The organism is Methylobacterium sp. Leaf113 (assembly GCF_001423325.1).
Classification (GTDB): Bacteria; Pseudomonadota; Alphaproteobacteria; order Rhizobiales; family Beijerinckiaceae; genus Methylobacterium.
This window is the reverse complement of sequence record NZ_LMNJ01000023.1, coordinates 26,775-44,856: the sequence shown is the minus strand read 5'-3', so window position 1 is coordinate 44,856 and position 18,082 is coordinate 26,775. Positions and strand designations below refer to the sequence as shown.

Genomic DNA, 18,082 nt, shown 5'->3' with positions numbered 1-18,082 from the left:
CGCGGAGCGCGCCATGGTCACGCCGCTGTTGAAGTCCTCTCGCATCCGGCCGGCCCGGCTGGCCGTGGCGGTCCTGGTGGCCGCCCTCGCGGCGGGATGCCAGTCCCGCTCGCCCGAGACCACCGGCTCCATCGGGGGCCTCTCGCTGCCGGGCTTCGGCCGGGCGCAGAACCCCGCGGTGATCAGCCGCCGCGAGGTCGAGAGCCTGGGCGAGAAATACGCCGGGGACCAGAACGATCTGCGCCTCGCGCTGCGCTACGCGCAGGCCCTGCGGGCCACCGACCAGAAGCCCCAGGCCGTCGCGGTGCTGCAGCAGGCGGCCCTGCGCAACCCCAAGAACACCGCGGTGCTGGCGGCCTACGGCAAGAGCCTCTCGGAAGTCGGCCGCTTCCAAGAGGCATCGGACGTCCTGCAGAACGCCCATACGCCCGCCCGGCCCGATTGGCGGGTGCTCTCGGCGCAGGGCGCCGTGGCCGACCAGCTCGGCGACAACGCCCGCGCTCAGGCCTTCTACGAGGCGGCCCTGAAGATCCAGCCGGACGACCCGGTCATCCTGTCCAATCTCGGGCTCTCCTACGCGCTCGGCCGTCAGCTGCCCCAGGCGGAAGCGACCCTGCGGCGGGCCGCCGCCCAGCCGCGCGCCGACGTGCGGGTTCGCCAGAACCTCGCCTTGGTGCTCGGCCTTCAAGGCAAGTTCGCCGATGCGGAAGCCGTGGCGCGCCAGGACCTCTCGCCCGACGAGGCCGCCGCCAACACCGCCGCCCTGCGCGCCTTCGTGGCCCAGCCCAACAGCTGGAAGGCCCTGAAGACGGCCGATGCCCGCGCGGCGAAGCCCGTCCGCCGGCTGGCGGAAACCCCAACCGATTGAGCCTTCGCATGGACGGGGCCAGTGACTTGAGGTTAACCGAAGGTTAAGGCGCACGGCCTAGCCAGGACCGGACGGGACTCGATCGGAAGAGAAGCCGGCAAGATCCGAAACGGCAAGATCCGACCTGGCAAGGCTCGACCCGGCAAGATCCGACCTGGATCGGACTCGACCTGAACAAGACTCGGCGGGGCGCCGGTTCGTAGGCGTTACGTTGAAAGAGGAGACTGCGTGCGTTGGGGGGCTGATCGCTGGCGGTTCTATCGGCTGATCGGACGCGAAATCGCGGGCTCGGTGCGCAACACCTATGCGCGCCTCACCGGCCGGCCCGATATCCTCAGCCGCGCCCGCGTGACCGGATTGGTCATCGCCCCGCACGATCTGCGCACCAGTGACGCCACCTTCGCCGACGACATCTATGCCGGCCTCTTCGTCTTCGCCGGTCGCTCGCTCTCGGTCAGCGGCCGCTCGCCCTTCGACTACGCGCCGCCCTCGCCGGAATGGGCCGACATCCTCTACGGCTTCGGATGGCTGCGCCACCTCAGGGCCGCCGACACCGCTTTGGCCCGGGCCAATGCCCGCGCCTTCGTGGCCGATTTCATCGCCGGACGCGGCGATGCGACGTTCGCCCGTCCGACCCCGGTCGCGGCCCGGCGGCTGATCTCGTTCCTGTGTCAGTCACCCCTCGTCCTGGAGGGTGCGGACCACGCCTTCTACCAGGCTTTTCTCAAGAGCCTCGGCAAGGCCGCCCGCGACCTCGAGGGCGATCTGCGCCGCGGCATCTCTCCGCAATCCCGGCTCCTGGCCGCCGTCGCCCTCTGCTACGCGGGCCTATGCTGCGAGGGCATCCAGCCGATCCTACGCCGGGCCACGCGCATCCTGGTGCGCGAACTCGACCGGCAGATCCTGCGCGACGGCGGCCATCGCAGCCGCGACCCGCGCTTCGCCATGGAACTGCTGCTGGACCTGCTCCCCCTGCGCCAGAGCTTCCTCTCCCGCAGCGTCGACCCGCCGGTGGCGCTGCTGCACGCCATCGACCGGATGCTGCCGCTGCTGCGCCTGCTGCGCCACCCGGATGCCTCGCTCAGCCACTTCAACGGCATGGGCGCGACGGCGGCCGACCACCTCGCCACGCTCCTGGTCTATGACGGCGCCCTGGCCCAGCCGATGATGCACGCGCCGAATTCCGGCTACGAGCGCCTCGAAGGCGGGCGGGTGCTGGTCGTGACCGATGTCGGCGCGCCGCCTCCGCTGCCCGATTCGATCAATGCCGGGGCCGGCTGCCTGTCGTTCGAGATGTCGAGCGGCCCGCAGCGCATCGTGGTCAATTGCGGCCTGCCGGCGAGCGGCCCGGAACTGCGCCGCCTCGCCCGCAGCACCGCCGCCCATTCCACCGCCACGGTGGCCGACACCTCCTCCTGCCGCTTTCTGGTCGGGGGCGGGGCCTGGTACGAGCGCTGGGCCGTGACCTGGCTCTCGCGGCGTATCGGCCCGGTGATCCTGCGCGGCCCCCGCGACGTGAAGGCGGAGCGGACGACCGAGCCCGGCGCCACGATCCTGGCGGCCCGCCACGACGGCTATGCCGGCGACCACGGCATCATTCACGAGCGGCGCTGGCGCCTGACCAGCAACGGCCACCTGCTCGACGGGGAGGACGCCTTCGTGCGGCCCCAGCCGACCCGGCGCGGCAAAGTCCGGTCTGGCAAGGCCCGGTCAGGCAAGGCCCGGCACCGGCCGCAGGAGGTGGCGGTGCGCTTCCATCTCCACCCGGCCATCGCGGCCCGCGGCCTCGACGACGGCCGGCTCGAACTCACCTCGCCGATCGGCGAAATCTGGCACTTCGGAGCCGAGGGCGCGCAGGTCGCCCTGGAAGAGAGCGTCTACTTCGCCGGTCTCACCGGGGCACGGCGCACCGACCAGATCGTGCTCTATGTCTCGGTGACGGAGGACACCCGGGTCCGGTGGGGCTTCGCCAGGGCGCCCGCCCGCGAAGGCTGACGAGGCGTCTGGCCGCAGCGCACAAATCCGTGGTAGGCGCGGCGCAGGTTCCACCGTCGATTGCCTCGGACGAAATGCCATGTCGCACGATCAGGTGCGGGTTACCCGCGCGCTTCTCTCCGTCTCGGACAAGGACGGCCTCGTCGCGTTCGCCACGGCCCTCGACCGACTCGGGATCGAACTCGTCTCGACCGGCGGCACCCACAAGGCCCTGCGGGCGGCCGGACTCCCCGTCACGGAAGTCGCCGAACTGACCGGCTTTCCCGAGATGATGGACGGGCGGGTGAAGACGCTTCATCCCGGCGTCCATGGCGGACTGCTGGCGGTGCGCGACAACCCGGAACACCAGGCCGCGCTCGCCGCCCACGGCATCCGCGCCATCGACCTGCTGGTGGTCAATCTCTACCCCTTCGAGGCCACCGTGGCGCAGGGCGCCGACTACGACGCCTGCGTCGAGAACATCGACATCGGCGGCCCGGCGATGATTCGCGCCGCCTCGAAGAACCATGCCGACGTCGCGGTCGTGGTCGACGTCGCCGATTACGGCGACCTTCTCGGCGAACTCGCGGCGCAGGGCGGCGCCTTGAGCGCGCGCACCCGCCGCCGCCTCGCTCAGAAGGCCTATGCGCGGACCGCCGCCTACGACGCCGCCATCGCCAATTGGCTCGGCAGCCAGATCGAGACGGAGACGACGCCGGTCTTCCGCGCCTTCGGCGGGACCCTGGCCCAGTCGCTGCGCTACGGCGAGAACCCGCACCAGAGCGCCGCCTTCTACCGCATGCCCGGCCCGGCCCGGCCCGGCGTCGCCACCGCCCGCCAGCTTCAGGGCAAGGAACTGTCCTACAACAACCTCAACGACACCGATGCGGCCTACGAATGCGTGGCCGAGTTCGAACCGACGCGGTCGGCGGCGGTGGCGATCATCAAGCATGCCAATCCGTGCGGCGTGGCCGAGGGGGCCAGCCTCCTGGAAGCCTACGAGCGCGCGCTCGCCTGCGATCCGACCTCGGCCTTCGGCGGCATCGTCGCCCTGAACCGGACGCTCGACGCCGACGCGGCCCGCAGGATCGTCGAGATCTTCACCGAGGTGATCATCGCCCCGGACGCGACCGAGGAGGCGGTCGCGATCGTGGCCGCCAAGAAGAACCTGCGCCTGCTGCTGGCCGATGGGCTGCCCGACCCGCGCGGCGGCGGCGAGACCGTGAAGACGGTCTCGGGCGGGCTGCTCGTCCAGGCGCGTGATTCCGCCGTGGTCGACGACATGCCGCTCCAGGTGGTCACGAAGCGCGCACCCACCGACCGGGAATATGCCGATCTGCGCTTCGCCTACCGGGTCGCCAAGCACGTGAAGTCGAACGCCATCGTGTACGTGCGCGACGGCGCCACCGTCGGCATCGGCGCCGGACAGATGTCGCGGGTCGATTCCTCTCGCATCGCCGCCTGGAAGGCCGCCGAGGGCGCCAGTCGCATCGGCGCTGCCGAGAGCCTGGCCAAGGGTTCGGTGGTGGCCTCCGACGCGTTCTTTCCCTTCGCGGACGGGCTGATCGCGGCGGCCGAGGCCGGCGCCACGGCCATCATCCAGCCCGGCGGCTCGATGCGCGACGCCGACGTGATCAAGGCCGCCGACGAGGCCGGCCTCGCCATGGTCTTCACGGGTCACCGCCATTTCCGGCACTGACGATCGGCAGCGCACCTGCCACCGGAACACGGCCGGGCGCCCACGCCCGCCGCATCGACGAGGCCTCCCATGACCCACATGCCCATCCTGTCCAGCCGCGAGGAGCGCCGCGCGGCCGGCAAGCGCCTGCGCGAGCACGTGTCCCGGGAATCCCACGGCCAGTGGCAGCCCACGCCGCAGCGTGATCCGCTGGCGGTGCTGCGGGCGGGCGACGCCGGTCGGCTGCCGAGCCTGATCCCCCTGCGCTACGAACGGATGCGGGACAATGCCTTCGCGTACCTGCGCGGGGCGGCGGCCGTGATGGCCGCCGATCTCGAGGGCGTGCCGGTCCCGGGTATTCCGGTCCAGGCCTGCGGCGATTGCCATGTCGGCAATTTCGGCGTGTACCGCAGCCCCGAGGGGCAGACCCTGTTCGACATCAACGACTTCGACGAGACCCTCTGGAACGTCGATTTCACCGTCGATGTGAAGCGCCTCGCCGCCAGCGTGGCCCTGGCGGCCCTTCCGCGCGGCGTGGAGAAGGCCCGCAAGGCCGCGAAGGCCACTGCCTGCGCCTATCGCGAGCACATGCGCGACCTGTCCAACCTGTCGCCGCTGGCGATCTGGCACAGCCGCATCGATATCGACCTCGAGGTCGGACGTTTTGGGGACGGCGACCTGTGCCGGCGCCTGCTCTCGGAAGCCTCGATGGAGAATGCCGACGGCTTGAGCCGCGGCGACACCCCCAAGCTGGCCTCCGAGCCGGATCGCCAGAACCCGGCCGATTGGCGCATCGCCGACAAGGATCGGACGATCTTCCACGAGGGGCCGGACGGGCTGACCGAGGCCGTACAGCACGCCGAAGCGGCACTCCAGGCCTATCCCGGCGCACTGAGCGCCGATCGCTGGACCCTGGTCTCGCGCTACGCCCGTCGCGACGTCGCCTTCAAGGTCGTGGGGATCGGCTCGGTCGGCCTCGTCTGCGCGGTCGGCATCTATGCCGATGCCGATGGCGCGCCGCTGTTCCTGCAGATCAAGGAGGCCCGGCCCTCCGTGATCGGGCAGCTCGCCCTGAAGCCGTTCTCGATCGTCTCCGAGGGCCAGCGGGTGATCGACGGCCAGCGGATCATGCAGGCGGCGAGCGACCTCTTCCTCGGCACCGCGCAGTCCGAGGCGAGCGGACGCTCCTACTACGTGCGCCAGCTCAAGAACCGGAAGCTCTCGGCCGTCGGCGAGATCCTGTCCGAGAGCGGGGCCAAGGCCTACGCCCAGCTCTGCGGCACCACGCTCGCCCGCGCCCATGCCCGGTCGGGCGACGCCGTGATGATCGCCGGCTATCTCGGCAAGGGCTCGGCCTTCGACGAGGCGATCGCGGATTTCGCCATGGCGTATGCGCGCCAGAGCGTCGAGGACCACGCCCTCCTGATCACCGACTTCCTGACGACGCCGACGCCGCAGGCCGCCTGAACGAAAAAAGGCCCCGCCGGGTGGCGGGGCCTTCCTCAGAACCCGGCGATCAACGCACCGGGTTCTCGTCGTAGGTGAAGATGTCGCGATCCTTGGTCTCCGGGATGAACAGGAGGCCGATGACGAAGGTCATCGCGGCGATCGCGATCGGGTACCACAGGCCGTTATAGATGTTGCCGGTCTGGGCCACGATGGCGAACGAGGTGGCCGGCAGAAGGCCGCCGAACCAGCCGTTGCCGATGTGATAGGGCAGGGACATCGAGGTGTAGCGGATACGGGTGGGGAACAGCTCCACCAGGGCCGCCGCGATCGGGCCGTAGACCATCGTCACGTAGAGGACGAGGATCGTCAGGATGCCGATGACGATGAGCTTCTGGCCCGTGAAGATGTCGATCGGGTTGGCCACCTTCACGATGGTGGCGTTGCCGGCGGGCGCCGGGTAGCCAGCGGCCGTCAGGGCGGCCGGGACCGCCTTGGCGAAGGCCGGATCGGCCACCGGGAAGTCCTTGCCCGCGATGGTCACGATGGTCGGCGCACCGGCGGCGACCGGCTCCGTGGTGTAGTTCACGGCCGAGCGGGCGAGCAGCGCCTTGGCGACGTCGCACTCCTTGGTGAACTTGGCGGTGCCGACCGGATTGAACTGGAACGAGCACGCATCCGGGTTGGTCTTGACCACCACCGGGACCGTGGACTGCGCCTGGTAGAGGGCCGGGTTGGCGTTGGCGGTGAGCTGCTCGAACAGCGGGAAGTAGGTCAGCGCCGCGATCAGGCAGCCGCCGAGGATCACCGGCTTGCGCCCGATCTTGTCGGAGAGCGCGCCGAAGAACAGGAAGCCGCCGGTGGCGAGAAGCAGCGACCAGGCGATCAGCACGTTGGCGGTGAACTGGTCGACCTTGAGGATGCTCTGCAGGAAGAACAGGGCGTAGAACTGCCCGGCGTACCAGACCACGGCCTGACCGGCGGTGAGGCCAAGCAGCGCCAGCAGCGCCCACTTGGCGTTGCGCCACTGGCCGAAGGCCTCCGAGAGCGGCGCCTTCGAGTGGGTGCCCTCTTCCTTCATCTTCTTGAAGGCCGGGCTCTCGTTCATCTGCATGCGGATCCAGACCGAGATGCCGAGCAGGACGCAGGAGACGAGGAACGGGATGCGCCAGCCCCAGGCCTGGAAGGCCGTGATGGTGGTCTGGGTGCCGTCGGCGGCCGTCGTGACGGTCGGCGCGTAGGCGCCGTTCACGTAGCCCTGCGTCGACAGGATGATCACCAGCGACAGCAGCAGGCCCAGCGTCGCCGTGGTCTGGATGAAGGCGGTGTAGAAGCCGCGACGGCCGCGGGGGGCGTGCTCGGCCACGTAGACGGCGGCGCCGCCATACTCGCCACCGAGCGCGAGGCCCTGGAGCATGCGCAGGGCGAGCAGGGTCACGGGAGCGACCCAGCCGATGCCGTAGGCGTTCAGCGTGTCATAGGACGGCAGCAGGCCGACCATGAAGGTCGAGATGCCCATGATCAGGATGGTGATCAGGAAGGTGTGCTTGCGTCCGACCATGTCGCCGAGGCGACCGAACACCAGGGCGCCGAAGGGCCGGACCAGGAAGCCCGCCGCGAAGGCCAGCAGCGCGAAGATGTTGCGGGTCGCTTCTGGGTAGGCCGAGAAGAACTGTGCCCCGATGATCGTCGCGAGCGATCCGTAGAGATAGAAATCGTACCACTCGAACACGGTACCGAGGGATGAGGCGAGAATGACTTTCTTCTCGCCGGCGCTCATCGGCCGTGTGGCCGAATCGCTGACGGGAATTGCGCTGGACGCAACCATGGGACGTTTCTCCAAGTCTTGTTTTGCCCAGGCGTAGTCCGCCCGTGACGTGTTGGACCCTGCGGATGCCGCAGCATTGCTGCCGGACCCGCGCGGACTGATCAGTCCCTCGCGTGCCGGCGGCTAGTCTGAGTACCCGCGTGGCGATGCTAGGCCATGCCACGTTTTCGCCCAAGTCCCCATCGCGGCCGAGGAGTACCGAATTCAGATATTTTTTGAGTCTTGAGGAAGTCTTTTTTGGATCGCGCCGGGATTAGACCGGCCAGCCGACATGAGAAGGGGCGCGACTTGCGTCGCGCCCCCTCGATCCCCACTCGATTCGGAGCAGCTTCGGCTCAGTGCGCGTGGGCTCCGTCGGCACCGATTCCCGTCTCGGAGCGGACGAACTGCGCGTCGAACAGTGCCCGCTCGCGCTGGGCCCGCTTGGTGTTGTCGAGCTTCGAGACGACGATGATCGTCAGGAAGGCCAGCGGCATCGAGAACAGGGCCGGGTTGTCGTAGGGGAAGATCGCGGCCGGGTTGCCGAAGGTCGTGACCCAGACGGCCTTCGACAGCACCACCATGCCGACCGCCGCCACGAGGCCGACGAGGCCGCCGATGAGGGCGCCCCAGGTGGTGGTGCCCTTCCACAGGATCGACATGGTCAGGACGGGGAAGTTGCAGCTCGCCGCCACCGAGAAGGCGAGGCCGACCATGAAGGCGACGTTCTGGTTCTCGAAGACGTAGCCGAGATAGATCGCCACGATGCCGATGACGACGGCGGCGATCTTGGAGAGCCGGACTTCCGCCGCCTCGTTGGTGCGTCCCCGGGCGATCACCTGGGCATAGAGGTCGTGGCTGACCGCCGAGGCCCCCGCGAGGGTGAGGCCGGCCACCACCGCCAGGATGGTGGCGAAGGCCACGGCCGAGATGAACCCGAGGAAGTACGGGCCGCCGACCGCGTTGGCGAGGTTCACCGCCACCATGTTGGTGCCGCCGACCATGCCCTTGAGCTTGTCGAAGGCGCCGGCCGCGTCGAGGTTGAAATAGGCCGGATCGGACATCAGCAGGGCGATGCCGCCGAAGCCGATGATGAAGGTGAGGATGTAGAAATAGCCGATCAGGCCGGTGGCGTAGAACACCGACTTGCGGGCGGCCTGGGCGTCCGACACCGTGAAGAAGCGCATCAGGATGTGCGGCAGGCCGGCGGTGCCGAACATCAGGCCGACGCCGAGCGAGATCGCCTCGACCGGATTGCTGACGAGGCCGCCCGGCGCCATGATGGCGTCGCCCTTGGGGTGGGTGGCGACGGCGGCGGCGAACAGGGCCTCGGGGTTGAAGCCGTACTGATAGAGCACCGCGCCGGCCATGAAGGTGGCGCCGCCCAGCAGCAGGCAGGCCTTGATCACCTGAACCCAGGTGGTCGCCTTCATGCCGCCGAAGGCCACGTAGACGATCATCAGCACGCCGACGATGATGACGGCGTAGAGGTAGGGCAGGCCGAACAGCAGCTGGATCAGCTTCCCCGCGCCGACCATCTGGGCGATCAGGTAGAACGCCACCACCACCAGGGTGCCGGTGGCCGAGATGATGCGGATCGAGGTCTGGTCGAGGCGGAAGCTGGCCACGTCCGCGAAGGTGAACTTGCCGAGGTTGCGCAGGCGCTCGGCAATCAGGAACAGCACGATCGGCCAGCCGACCAGGAAGCCGGTGGAGTAGATCAGGCCGTCGAAGCCCGAGGTGTAGACGAGCCCCGAGATGCCGAGGAACGAGGCGGCGGACATGTAGTCGCCCGCGATCGCCAGGGAGTTCGTGCCGGCCGAGATGCCGCCGCCGGCGGCGTAGAAGTCGGCGGCCGACTTGGTGCCCTTGGCGGCTTTGTAGGTGATGCCGAGGGTGAAGAGCACGAAGAACGCGAACATGCCGATCGCCGGCCAGTTCGTCGCCGACTGCTTGACGGCGCCGAGATCCGGTCCGGCCGCATAGGCGACCGTCGCGGCGAGCGCCGCCATCACGGTGCCGAGGACGAGGGGGTGCTTTGCGCGGATCATCGGGCGAGGTCCCGCTTGAGGGCGGCGGTCAGCTGGTCGAAGCGGCCGTTGGCGCGCTGGACGTAGATGCCGGTGAGGATGAAGGCGAGCACGATGACGGTGACGCCGAGCAGCAGGCCCAGGGAGGCCGTACCGCCGCCGATCTTCACCGCCAGCAGCGCCTTGTCGAAGGCGATCAACCCGATGAAGCCGAAATAGATCAGCAGCATGATGATGGTGAGCGTCCAGCCGAAGCGGGTGCGCTCGTGGACGAGTTCCTTGAAATGCGGGCTCTGCGCGATCCGCGCAGTCTCGAGATCGGCCATGACGTGTCTTTCCCAGGGATCCGCGTCTTCGCAGGGCGGCGTCCGGATTGCAGGCGTTCGATTGTGGGAACAGCAGGACGCGCGAACACGGGGTCACCGTGCCCGCGCGATCGGAGGGACCGTGGCGCTCAGTGCGTCCGGTTCTGGCGATTCTCGATCAGGTCGTCCACCACCGCCGGCTCGGCGAGAGTGGAGGTGTCGCCGAGCGCCGAGAACTCGTCCTCGGCGATCTTGCGCAGGATCCGGCGCATGATCTTGCCCGAACGCGTCTTGGGCAGGCCGGGCGCGAACTGGATCAGGTCGGGCGAGGCGATCGGCCCGATGTCCTTGCGGACCCAGGTGACGAGCTCCTTGCGCAGCTCGTCCGAGCCGTCCTCGCCCTCCATCAGGGTCACGTAGGCGTAGATGCCCTGGCCCTTGACGCTGTGCGGATAGCCCACCACGGCCGCTTCGGAGACCTTCGGATGCGCGACAAGGGAGGACTCGACCTCCGCCGTGCCCATGCGGTGACCGGAGACGTTGATGACGTCGTCGACCCGGCCGGTGATCCAGTAATAGCCGTCCGTATCCCGGCGGCAGCCGTCACCGGTGAAGTAATTGCCCGGATAGGTCGAGAAGTAGGTCTGCTCGAAACGCTCGTGGTCGCCATAGACCGTGCGCATCTGGCCCGGCCAGGAATCCTTGATGCAGAGATTGCCTTCGCAGGGCCCCTCGAGGGTCTTGCCCTCGGCATCGACCACGATCGGCTGAACGCCGAAGAAGGGCCGCGTCGCCGAACCCGGCTTCAGCTTGGTCGCACCCGGCAGCGGCGTGATGAGGATGCCGCCGGTCTCGGTCTGCCACCAGGTATCCACGATGGGGCAGCGGGAATCGCCCACCACCTTGTAGTACCAGTCCCAGGCTTCCGGATTGATCGGCTCGCCGACCGAGCCGAGGACGCGCAGGGACGCCCGCGAGGTCTTCTTCACCGGGTTCTCGCCGCCGCCCATGAGCGAGCGGATCGCCGTCGGGGCGGTGTAGAAGATGTTGACCTTGTGCTTGTCGACCACCTCCCAGAAGCGGGAATTCGACGGATAGGTCGGGATGCCTTCGAACATCAGCGTCGTCGCGCCGTTCGCAAGCGGTCCGTAGACGATGTAGGAATGCCCCGTGACCCAGCCGACATCGGCCGTGCACCAGTAGACCTCGCCCTCCCGGTAATCGAAGACGTATTGATGCGTCATCGAGGCGTAGACGAGATAGCCGGCGGTGGTGTGGACGACGCCTTTGGGCTGACCGGTCGAGCCCGAGGTGTACAGGATGAACAGCGGGTGCTCGGCCTCCATCGGCTCGGCCGGGCATTCGTCGGTCACCTGGGCGGCGGCCTCGTCGTAATAGACGTCGCGTCCGGGCTCCATGGCGATCGACGAGCCGGTGCGGCGCACGACGACGACGTGGTCGACGCTGTCCTTCGGCAGGCGCGCGATGGCGGCATCGACATTGGCCTTCAACGGCACCTTGCGGCCGCCGCGCAGGCCCTCGTCGGCGGTGATGACCATCTTGGAGGCGCAGCCCTCGATGCGGCCGGCCAGCGAATCGGGCGAGAAACCGCCAAAGACGATGGAATGGATCGCGCCGAGCCGCGCACAGGCCAGCATGGCGTAGGCGGCCTCGGGGATCATCGGCAGGTAGATGGTGACCCGGTCGCCCTTGGACACGCCACGGTTGCGCAGCACGTTCGCCATCTTGCCGACTTCGGAATGAAGCTGGCGATAGGTGATGTGCTTGGACTCGTTCGGATCGTCACCCTCCCAGATGATGGCGACCTGATCGCCACGCGTCTCGAGATGACGGTCGACACAGTTGTAAGCGACGTTGGTACGCCCGTCTTCGAACCACTTGATCGAGATTTTGCCAGGTTCGAAGCTGGTCTCCTTCACCGTCGTGAAGGGGGTCATCCAATCGATGCGCTTGCCGTGCTCGCTCCAGAATGCCTCTGGATCGGCGACGGAGGCCTGATACATGGCCAGGTACTTGGCATCATCGACGTGAGCGCCTTCGCTCCACGTCGGACGCACTTCGACTACCTTCTCGTCCATCGCGTTTTCCCTGTCGGCGCCCGATCGTATCGCGACTGTTCACGCAGCCGGGACTTCCGAATATCGTCATAGGCTCAACGACATATCGGCCGCAAGCACTCAGGCGGCCTGTTGGGAGACAGATTGACGAGTTTCTACGCGGTGCTTCAGTTACAACCGATGCAGATCCCGGTCTCGATCTTGCGATCCAGGGACTTCTGCTTCTGCACGGCATCCGACCCGACATCGTCGGAACCTGCGCCGGCCCGGCCCGGCGGCTTCGTCACCCCCGTGGAGGTGATGTTACGGAACTGGCCGGCCGAATTGAGATTCTGTTCGGTCGGTCCTGTGCCGGTCTGCTGAGCCAGGGCGAGGCTCGGAGCACCGAGGCCGAGACCGGCGATCAGGGGCAGGGCGATCAGGGGCAACGTCCGCATCGGTTTCTCCATCCCAGGTTCTTGATCCCAGGTTCTCGATCCCAGGAGAGCCCGCCTCCCTGGCTGCCCACATAACGCGCGCTGACATCGCGGGTTGCGCGGGTACAACCGGAATCAGGCCCGCATCGTCGCAGGGCGAGCGGGGAACGACATCTCGACCAGGGTGCCCTCGTGCTTCCGGCTGTCGATGCGGAACCGCCCCTGATTGGCCTCGACCAGAGCCTTGGTCAGGGGAAGGCCCAGCCCGGTTCCCCTGCGCGTATCCGCCTGCAGGCCCTCCCTGGAAGGCAGGCCCTCCCTGGAAGGCAGGCCCTCCCTGGAAGGCAGGCTCTCGCTGGAGGACAGCTCTTGCCGGAACGGATTGAGCACGCCGTCAACCTCGTCCGGCGTCATCCCGGCTCCGGTATCGCGGACCCGAAGGGCGATCTCGCCGCGATCCGCCATGGTGGTGGAGACGATGACCTGGCCGCCCGCCTCGGTCAGGGCGATGGCGTGGGCGAGAACGTTGAGCGTGGCCTGATGCACGGACCGCTCATCGGCCAGCAGGGGCGGCAGATCGACGGAGAAGCTGGTGCGCAGCACGATCCGCTCCCGCGCAGCCTGGGGTTGCAGCAGGGCGACGCAGCGCGACACCACGTCGTTCAGCGGGACCTCCGCGATGTCGAGATCGAGGCGCCCGGCCTCGATGCGCGCCAGATCGAGGAGATCGTTGATGAGGTCGAGGAGGTGGGCTCCGGAGGCCCGGATCTCCTGCAGGGCCGCGCGGTGGCGTTCGGAATCCGGCGGCCCGAACGTCGCGTCGAGCAGGCCGTCGGTCAGCCCCATCATGGACGTGATCGGTGCCTGGACGGATTGGCTGATCCGGGCCAGGACGTCCGCCTGCCGGACGCTGCCGGCCTCCGACGCGCGCGCGCGCGACGCCTCGTCCCGAACGTCCGACCCACCCTTCTCGGGACGCGATCCGTCGTTCCGAATCACGGCGCAGAGACGGCCCTGCGCATCGCCCGCCAGGGGCAGGATCTTGACCCGGAGGCGCACCCCGGTTCCGCGCGCGGTGACCGGGATCTCGTCCATCGCGGCGGAGGCGGGGTCGGCGTGCAGGCGCGCCAACAGGGCGACGGCGTGCTCGGCCGCGAACAGGCTGAGGAAGCTCGCCCCGACGACCTCTCGGGAATCGAGCCCGAAAGCCTCGGCGGTCCTGCGATTCAGCGTCAGGATGCGGCCGCGCTCGTCGAGGAGGGCGACCCCGTCCTCCAGTGTTTCGAGCACCGCCAGGGCGTCGGCACCGCGCCGTGCGGCGAAATCCTGCGCGATGGCCACCGCCGTGGCGGCGCGGGCCTCCTCGCTCGGCTCGGCATCGCGGGCGAGGAGCAGTTCGGCCGGCTGCCCGGCCCAATCCAGGACCGAATGCTCGACCAGGACGCTCGCACGGCCGCCGTCCCGGGTAACCAGGACGAGGGGCGTATCGACACTCGAACGCGCGTGGGGGTCCAGGCCTCCGAACAGATGTCCGACCCCGCCGGCCGCAGCCAGTGCATCGCGGTCCGCATACCCGACGAGGTCGAGCAGCGGCCGGTTGGCGAACAGCACCGCATTGTCCCGGTAGACCAGGACGCCGGAGGGAATGCGCTCCAGCGTCGCCACCATCGCGGCATCGGGTGCGGCGGGGTCCACCGGACGCGCGGGCGGGACCGGGAACGGCATCACGGCGCAGGGCAGACCCGGCTCGGACTCGGGCTCCGCCCGGTCGTCGCCGGCGAAACGGGCACCGAGGGCGCGGGCGATCTCGCGGAAGGCCGCGTGTTCATGGCTCGACAGGTGCGGATCGGGCTCGGGCAGAGGTGCCTCTACGGGGCCGGAATCAGGCTGGACGATCGCACCAAGGGCTTCCTCCACCTCGGCCGGAGCCGGGACAGGCGTTGGAACCGGTGCAGACACCGGGATGGGCATCGCTGACACGGCCGGAGGCGCCGATGCGACGGAAACGGCGGGCCGCACGATCGAACGGACCTGTCCGAAGCCGCGGAAGCCGTTTCCGCTCCGGTCGATCGGGGCGCCGGACAGGTCCAGTTCGCAGAGAGCGCCGTCCGGCTCGATCAGCGTCACCGGAATGGCCCGGAACGTCCGCACCCCCTCCAGGGCGGTGAGCAACCCGCCGGCATCGCGGAGAATTTCCGCCTGCGCGAGGTCGCGCCAGGTCCGGCCCTGGAATCGGCGGCGAAACGCCGAACCGGCTTCCTGCGAGATCCGCACGATGGCGCCGCCCGCGTCGCTTTCCCAGGTAAAGCGCTGGCGAAGCACCAGGGGGTCATCGCCCTCGAGGTCCGGGTTCGGGTCCTGGTCCTGGTCCTGGTCCTGGTCCTGGTCCTGGTCCTGGTCTGCGATCTCGATCGCGTCGGGCACGGGCGGGATCGCGGCAGAGGGCGGCACCGGCTCCGCGCGGCTCTCCGCAGCCCGCCGGGGGCGAAGGTTCGGGAGCGGCGCGCCGGCGACGAGGACCACCGCCTCGCCGTCTTCGGCCAGTGCCGTGAGCAGGAGGCTGACCGTCACCGGTGGAGCGAGGCGCCGGGGGTCGAGGTGGAGCCGTACCAGCACGGGATGATCCCGGCGCAGACGCGCACGGGCGATCTGCTCGCCGAGCCGCAGATCCGGGTAGATCCGCCTGTCCGCATCGCTGATCGCGCGGAGCAGCGGGTCCGTGCCCGCGGAGGCATGGAGAACCCGCGCGCCGGACGCATCGAGGATCAAGGTTGCGGTCGATGGATCGGCCATGCGGGTCGCGAGGCGCGAATCATGGGCGCACCGGCGCAAGACGGCCTGCAGCGCCGGATCGTCAACCAAGCCCGGCCGTGAAGCTCCAGTCTCGAACATCCGCACCTGTTTCGCGTGACGATTTTTGCAACGTGACGTCCTTTTTAGTGCGTCACGCCCTCTTCGTAAGCCACCAGCGTCTCAAGCGGGCGTTTACCTGTTGTCAACCTTAATGCGCCCGAGCAGGGTGGCATAGGGCTGGGCCTGTGCTATTGTGCAGCGCACAACAAGCCATCAACAATCACCTGTGAGGAGAGGATAATGAGCAGCACCCCGAATTACGAGGTTCCCGCCGAGATGCGCGACTTTGCCGAGAAGAGTGTCGATCAGGCGCGCAAAGCGTTCGACACCTTCATCAGCGCTGCTCGCCGCACCGCCGATACCGTTCAGGGCTCCGCCGAGATGGCGCGCACCAACGCCCACGACGTTTCGGCGCGCGGCTTTGAGTTCGCCGAGCAGAACGTGACCGCCGCCTTCGATCTCGCCCAGAAGCTCGTCCGCTCCCGCGATCTGCAGGAAGCCATGCAGCATCAGGCTGAATTCGTGCGCAGCCAGTTCGCCGCGATTCAGGCCCAGGCCAAGGAGTTCGGCGGCCTCGCCCAGACGGCGATGCAGCAGAGCGCCGAGAAGGCCAAGGGCGCCATGCAGGAGGGTGCCGAGCACGCCCGCAAGGCGATGGAGCAGGGCACCGAGGCGGCACGCAAGGCCGGCAGCGACGCCGAGCAGGCCATGCGGAACGCCACCAACTCCTGATCGCGCTCCGCGCGTGACGTCCTGATCAACGGCGCCCACCCGGCGCCCAGTCTCAGCCCGCTCGGCCCCTGGCCGGCGGGCTGTTCTCGTTCGATGGGCGGCGCCGGACGGCCATCAGCCAGAGGGCTTGCCTCAGGCCAGAGGACTTGCCTCAGGCCAGAGGACTTGCCTCAGGCCAGAGGACTTGCCCGCAGCCGACCCGTCTCCTACCGCTGACAGCGTTCCGATTTCGGGCCGCTCGGCCCTTCCGCCTCCCGCCCGAAGCGGGTGTGGCGGTCAGGGGCGCCGACATCTTCCAGCGGCGCACGACTCCAACAGAGGTGCACATCCATGCGACGCATTTCCGGACGCTGTCTGATCCTCGGCCTCGTGGCCGGACTGCTCACGACCCAGACCGCGCAGGCGCAGTATTACGATGACGGCTACGACCAGCCGCCGCCGCGCCGGTACGAGGAACGCCGGCTGCCGCCGCGCCCCTATGACCGGGACGATCGCTACGAGCGCCGGGCGCCACGCCGCGAGGTCGGCCTGAATTGCGATGCCGTCCAGTCGGGCCTCACCGGGTATCAGCCCTATTCCTGCCCGCTACCGGGTCCGCGCCCGCTTGGCGCGCGCTGCTTCTGCAACATGCCGATCGCGCCGCTGAGCGCACCGCAGACGGCCGTCGGCCGGGTCGTCCCCTGACCGGTCGGCACGTCTGACGTCCGATCGTCTCCAATAAGAAGGCCGCGCCATCCTCCCGGACGGCGCGGCCTTCTCGCATCTGACGGTCCGAGTGTGGCTGCCGAGGCAACCTCGCTCAGCGGGTCCCGATCAGTTGTTCAGCACGACGACCTTGGCGCCGACCTTCACGCGCTCGTAGAGGTCGGTCACGTCCTCGTTGGTCATCCGGATGCAGCCCGACGACACGGCCTGGCCGATCGTGTCAGGCTCGTTCGAGCCGTGGATGCGGTATTCGGTGTTGCCGATATACATGGCCCGCGCGCCGAGCGGGTTCTCGACACCACCGGCCATGTAGCGCGGCAGGTCGGGACGACGGGCAATCATCGCGGCGGGCGGGGTCCACGACGGCCATTCCTTCTTGGCGGTCACGGTCTTGACGCCCGACCACGTGAAGCCGGGACGACCGACACCGACGCCGTACCGGATGGCTTCGCCGTTCGGCATCACGAAGTACAGCCGACGCTCGGCGGTGGAGACCACGACCGTTCCCGGCTTGTAATTGCCGTCGAAGGCGACGATCTCGCGCGGGATCGGGGCGACCTGCGCCTGCGGGGCGGCCTGATAGCCCTGACCGACGGCGCCCGGGAAGCTGTAGGGATCGTCGGTGAGACGGCCGTTGGCATAGGCCGGATCGGCGGAATAGTAGTCATCGCCGGCATTGCCGCCGAAGGGATCGTAGGGAGCTGCCAGAACAGGGCTCGTCGAGAGGACGCAGACACCGAGTATGCCAGCCAGGGCGGTCGCCAAGGTCTTCATCTGTGGTCCCTTACCTATGCCGTAACCTTTGCTATACAAGCGTAAGCATAGAGCGGAGGTTCCACCGGCCGCGCAGATTTCGTCATCATTGCGGCAGCGTCGGTCGCCGGGCGACGATCGTGCTTAACGATCGCCGTAAGACCGGCGCGACCCGTATCCCTGTGAGGTGCCGTATCCGCAGCCATAGCGATAGCGCGAGCACCCGACCGAGAAGTCGTTCCGCGCCCGGGCCTTCGCCCGCTCCTGATCGATCACGAGATCGCGCTCCCGGTTGCGCTCGGCCGACAGCGAGGAGCCGTAGCGTTCGGCCGCTTCGGCTGCGGTCCCCCCCACGAGCGCCAGGGTCAGGCCGATCGCAGCGGCCCTTCCGCACCGGCGGGTCTTTCCATCAAATCTGGTCGTCATGCGTCGCATCT

14 protein-coding genes are annotated in these 18,082 nt (G+C 68.5%); 6 read left to right on the top strand and 8 right to left on the bottom strand.

Annotated features, from left to right (window positions below; genetic code table 11):
* Nucleotides 1–13: 13 nt before the first annotated feature.
* The 4 genes from ASF60_RS14195 to ASF60_RS14180 all read left to right on the top strand — a co-directional run bounded on the left by ASF60_RS14195 (nt 14) and on the right by ASF60_RS14180 (nt 5,987).
* Entirely contained in the window at nt 14–868 is an 855-nt protein-coding gene (locus ASF60_RS14195; RefSeq protein ID WP_056185958.1) for a tetratricopeptide repeat protein, read from the top strand.
* Nucleotides 869–1,096: 228 nt separating this feature from the next.
* Nucleotides 1,097–2,863: a heparinase II/III family protein gene (locus ASF60_RS14190; RefSeq protein ID WP_056185955.1), complete on the top strand. Its 1,767-nt coding sequence runs from the start codon at nt 1,097–1,099 to the stop codon at nt 2,861–2,863.
* Nucleotides 2,864–2,942: 79 nt separating this feature from the next.
* Nucleotides 2,943–4,541, top strand: coding sequence for a bifunctional phosphoribosylaminoimidazolecarboxamide formyltransferase/IMP cyclohydrolase (purH, locus tag ASF60_RS14185; protein WP_056185952.1), 1,599 nt, complete (start codon nt 2,943–2,945; stop codon nt 4,539–4,541).
* Between the two features lie 69 nt (nt 4,542–4,610).
* Nucleotides 4,611–5,987, top strand: a complete 1,377-nt coding sequence (locus ASF60_RS14180) for a DUF2252 domain-containing protein (protein WP_056185949.1) — start codon at nt 4,611–4,613, stop codon at nt 5,985–5,987.
* A gap of 49 nt (nt 5,988–6,036) precedes the next feature.
* On the opposite strand, the gene ASF60_RS14175 is transcribed toward ASF60_RS14180, so the two are convergent.
* The 6 genes from ASF60_RS14175 to ASF60_RS14150 all read right to left on the bottom strand — a co-directional run bounded on the left by ASF60_RS14175 (nt 6,037) and on the right by ASF60_RS14150 (nt 15,395).
* Nucleotides 6,037–7,794 (bottom strand): MFS transporter, encoded by a 1,758-nt coding sequence (locus ASF60_RS14175; protein WP_056185946.1) that lies wholly within the window; start codon nt 7,792–7,794, stop codon nt 6,037–6,039.
* Nucleotides 7,795–8,129: 335 nt separating this feature from the next.
* Nucleotides 8,130–9,824 carry a cation acetate symporter gene (locus tag ASF60_RS14170; RefSeq protein ID WP_056185943.1) on the bottom strand — a complete coding sequence of 565 codons (1,695 nt, stop codon included), beginning with the start codon at nt 9,822–9,824 and terminating at the stop codon, nt 8,130–8,132.
* Nucleotides 9,821–10,129 carry a DUF485 domain-containing protein gene (locus ASF60_RS14165; RefSeq protein WP_056185939.1) on the bottom strand — a complete coding sequence of 103 codons (309 nt, stop codon included), beginning with the start codon at nt 10,127–10,129 and terminating at the stop codon, nt 9,821–9,823. Before ASF60_RS14165 ends, ASF60_RS14170 begins: the two co-directional genes overlap by 4 nt.
* Nucleotides 10,130–10,257: 128 nt before the next feature.
* The gene (acs, locus tag ASF60_RS14160) at nt 10,258–12,207 is read right to left on the bottom strand and encodes an acetate--CoA ligase (protein WP_056185935.1); all 1,950 of its coding nucleotides are present in this window, start codon (nt 12,205–12,207) and stop codon (nt 10,258–10,260) included.
* A gap of 146 nt (nt 12,208–12,353) precedes the next feature.
* On the bottom strand, nt 12,354–12,623 hold the full coding sequence (locus ASF60_RS14155; RefSeq protein WP_056186584.1) for a hypothetical protein: 270 nt from the start codon (nt 12,621–12,623) through the stop codon (nt 12,354–12,356).
* A 114-nt stretch (nt 12,624–12,737) separates the two neighbouring features.
* On the bottom strand, nt 12,738–15,395 hold the full coding sequence (locus ASF60_RS14150) for a sensor histidine kinase (protein WP_162241323.1): 2,658 nt from the start codon (nt 15,393–15,395) through the stop codon (nt 12,738–12,740).
* A gap of 300 nt (nt 15,396–15,695) precedes the next feature.
* Here ASF60_RS14150 and ASF60_RS14145 point away from each other — a divergent pair, with 300 nt between their 5' ends.
* Together ASF60_RS14145 and ASF60_RS14140 are read left to right on the top strand one after the other, a co-directional pair.
* Nucleotides 15,696–16,187: a phasin gene (locus ASF60_RS14145; RefSeq protein WP_056185929.1), complete on the top strand. Its 492-nt coding sequence runs from the start codon at nt 15,696–15,698 to the stop codon at nt 16,185–16,187.
* Nucleotides 16,188–16,517: 330 nt separating this feature from the next.
* On the top strand, nt 16,518–16,871 hold the full coding sequence (locus ASF60_RS14140; RefSeq protein WP_056185927.1) for a hypothetical protein: 354 nt from the start codon (nt 16,518–16,520) through the stop codon (nt 16,869–16,871).
* A gap of 129 nt (nt 16,872–17,000) precedes the next feature.
* Here ASF60_RS14140 and ASF60_RS14135 read toward each other — a convergent pair whose 3' ends face one another.
* Nucleotides 17,001–17,666: a L,D-transpeptidase gene (locus ASF60_RS14135; RefSeq protein ID WP_056185924.1), complete on the bottom strand. Its 666-nt coding sequence runs from the start codon at nt 17,664–17,666 to the stop codon at nt 17,001–17,003.
* A 123-nt stretch (nt 17,667–17,789) separates the two neighbouring features.
* The gene (locus tag ASF60_RS14130) at nt 17,790–18,071 is read right to left on the bottom strand and encodes a hypothetical protein (protein WP_056185921.1); all 282 of its coding nucleotides are present in this window, start codon (nt 18,069–18,071) and stop codon (nt 17,790–17,792) included.
* Nucleotides 18,072–18,082: the final 11 nt, after the last annotated feature.